Source organism: Pseudomonas citronellolis, from assembly GCF_029335315.1.
GTDB lineage: Bacteria > Pseudomonadota > Gammaproteobacteria > Pseudomonadales > Pseudomonadaceae > Pseudomonas > Pseudomonas citronellolis_A.
This window is the reverse complement of record NZ_JARJLT010000056.1, coordinates 1-2,299: the sequence shown is the minus strand read 5'-3', so window position 1 is coordinate 2,299 and position 2,299 is coordinate 1. Positions and strand designations below refer to the sequence as shown.

Sequence of the window (2,299 nt, the reverse complement as noted above, 5' to 3'; positions counted from 1 at the left end):
CCGGCGCTCCCGGCCTCCTTTTCATTCCTGAACCGAACCGGAAACGTCCGCCACCCACGGACGCGGGCGCCTGCGCGCCCGGCTCCGGCGCTCGCGTGGTTGCAGCCATGAGCGCAACCACGCACTTCCTTCGAGGGGAAACCCATCATGCATTACACCTGGGACTGGGGCGTGTTCTTCAAGTCCACCGGGATCGGCGACGAGATCTACCTGGACTGGTACCTCACCGGCCTCGGCTGGACCATCGCCGTCGCCCTCTCCGCCTGGCTCGTCGCCCTCGCGCTGGGTTCAGCGCTGGGCGTGCTGCGCACCCTGCCGAACCGCTGGCTGGCGGCCATCGGCACCGCCTACGTCGAGCTGTTCCGCAACGTGCCGCTGCTGGTGCAACTGTTCATCTGGTACTTCCTGGTTCCCGACCTGCTGCCACAGCCGCTGCAGGACTGGTTCAAGCTCGGCCTGGCGCCGGAGACCTCGGCCTTCATCAGCGTCGTGGTGTGCCTGGGCCTGTTCACCGCCGCGCGGGTCTGCGAGCAGGTGCGCACCGGCATCCAGGCGCTGCCGCGCGGGCAACTCGCCGCCGGCCGCGCGATGGGCTTCAGCCTGCCCCAGGTGTACCGTCACGTGCTGCTGCCGCAGGCCTTCCGGATCATCATCCCGCCGCTGACCTCGGAGTTCCTCAACATCTTCAAGAACTCCTCGGTGGCCTCGCTGATCGGCCTCATGGAACTGCTGGCGCAGACCAAGCAGACCGCCGAGTTCAGCGCCAACCTGTTCGAGGCCTTCACCCTGGCCACGCTGATCTACTTCACCCTGAACATGAGCCTGATGCTTGGCATGCGCCTGGTCGAGCGCAAGCTCGCGCTGCCCGGCCTGCTTTCCGTGGGGGGCAAGTGATGGACTTCAGTTCGATCGTCCCGGCGCTGCCGGGCCTGTGGGACGGCATGGCCATGACCCTGCAGCTGACCGCCCTGGGCGTGCTCGGCGGCGTGGTGCTGGGCACCCTGCTGGCGCTGATGCGCCTGTCGCACAACCGCCTGCTGAGCAACCTGGCCGGCTTCTACGTCAACTACTTCCGCTCCATCCCGCTGCTGCTGGTGATCACCTGGTTCTACCTGGCGGTGCCCTACATCCTGCGCTGGATCACCGGCAGCGACACCCCGGTGGGTGCCTTCACCAGCTGCCTGGTGGCCTTCGTGATGTTCGAGGCGGCGTACTTCTGCGAGATCGTCCGTGCCGGCATCCAGGCCATCCCCAAGGGCCAGATGGGTGCGGCGCAGGCCCTGGGCATGAGCTACGGGCAGTGCATGCGGCTGATCATCCTGCCGCAGGCGTTCCGCAAGATGACCCCGCTGCTGCTGCAGCAGAGCATCATCCTGTTCCAGGACACCTCGCTGGTCTACACCGTCGGCCTGATGGACTTCCTCAACGCGGCGCGCTCGCGCGGCGACATCATCGGCCAGCCCCACGAGTTCCTGATCTTCGCCGGTCTCGTCTACTTCATCGTCAGCTTCTCCGCCTCGCTCGGGGTCAAGCGCCTGCAGAAAAGGTTCGCCCTATGATCAGCATCCAGAACGTCAACAAGTGGTACGGCGACTTCCAGGTTCTCACCGACTGCAGCACCGCGGTCGCCAAGGGCGAGGTGGTGGTGGTCTGCGGCCCCTCCGGCTCGGGCAAGTCGACGCTGATCAAGTGCGTCAACGCGCTGGAGCCGTTCCAGAAGGGCGACATCGTGGTCGACGGCACCTCCATCGCCGACCCGAAGACCAACCTGCCGAAGCTGCGCTCGCGGGTCGGCATGGTGTTCCAGCACTTCGAGCTGTTCCCGCACCTGTCGATCACCGAGAACCTCACCATCGCCCAGGTCAAGGTGCTCGGCCGCGGCAAGGACGAGGCCACCGAGAAGGGCCTGGCGCTGCTCGACCGGGTCGGCCTCAAGGCCCACGCGCACAAGCACCCCGGCCAGCTTTCCGGCGGCCAGCAGCAGCGCGTGGCGATCGCCCGCGCGCTGGCCATGGACCCGATCGTCATGCTGTTCGACGAGCCGACCTCGGCGCTCGACCCGGAGATGGTCAACGAGGTGCTCGACGTCATGGTCCAGCTGGCCCAGGAAGGCATGACCATGATGTGCGTGACCCACGAGATGGGCTTCGCCCGCAAGGTCGCCGACCGGGTGATCTTCATGGACCGCGGGCAGATCGTCGAAGACTGCGCCAAGGACGAATTCTTCGGCGACCTCGACGGCCGCTCGGAACGCGCCCGGCAGTTCCTCGCCAAGATCCTCACCCACTGAAACCCGACT

At 66.6% G+C, this 2,299-nt stretch carries 3 protein-coding genes; all 3 read left to right on the top strand.

Going from position 1 to position 2,299, the window contains the following annotated elements:
• Positions 1–147 precede the first annotated feature (147 nt).
• The 3 genes from P3W75_RS04810 to P3W75_RS04800 are packed head-to-tail and all read left to right on the top strand — an operon-like array spanning position 148 to position 2,290.
• On the top strand, positions 148–894 hold the full coding sequence (locus P3W75_RS04810) for an amino acid ABC transporter permease (protein WP_276226222.1): 747 nt from the start codon (positions 148–150) through the stop codon (positions 892–894).
• Positions 891–1,559, top strand: a complete 669-nt coding sequence (locus tag P3W75_RS04805; protein ID WP_276226221.1) for an amino acid ABC transporter permease — start codon at positions 891–893, stop codon at positions 1,557–1,559. Before P3W75_RS04810 ends, P3W75_RS04805 begins: the two co-directional genes overlap by 4 nt.
• Entirely contained in the window at positions 1,556–2,290 is a 735-nt protein-coding gene (locus P3W75_RS04800) for an amino acid ABC transporter ATP-binding protein (RefSeq protein ID WP_276226220.1), read from the top strand. Before P3W75_RS04805 ends, P3W75_RS04800 begins: the two co-directional genes overlap by 4 nt.
• Positions 2,291–2,299: the final 9 nt, after the last annotated feature.

Excerpts from the sequence above, each read along its gene's own strand:
- P3W75_RS04810 (WP_276226222.1), top strand. The coding sequence starts at position 148 with ATGCATTACACCTGGGACTGGGGCGTGTTCTTCAAGTCCACCGGGATC.
- P3W75_RS04800 (WP_276226220.1), top strand. The coding sequence starts at position 1,556 with ATGATCAGCATCCAGAACGTCAACAAGTGGTACGGCGACTTCCAGGTT.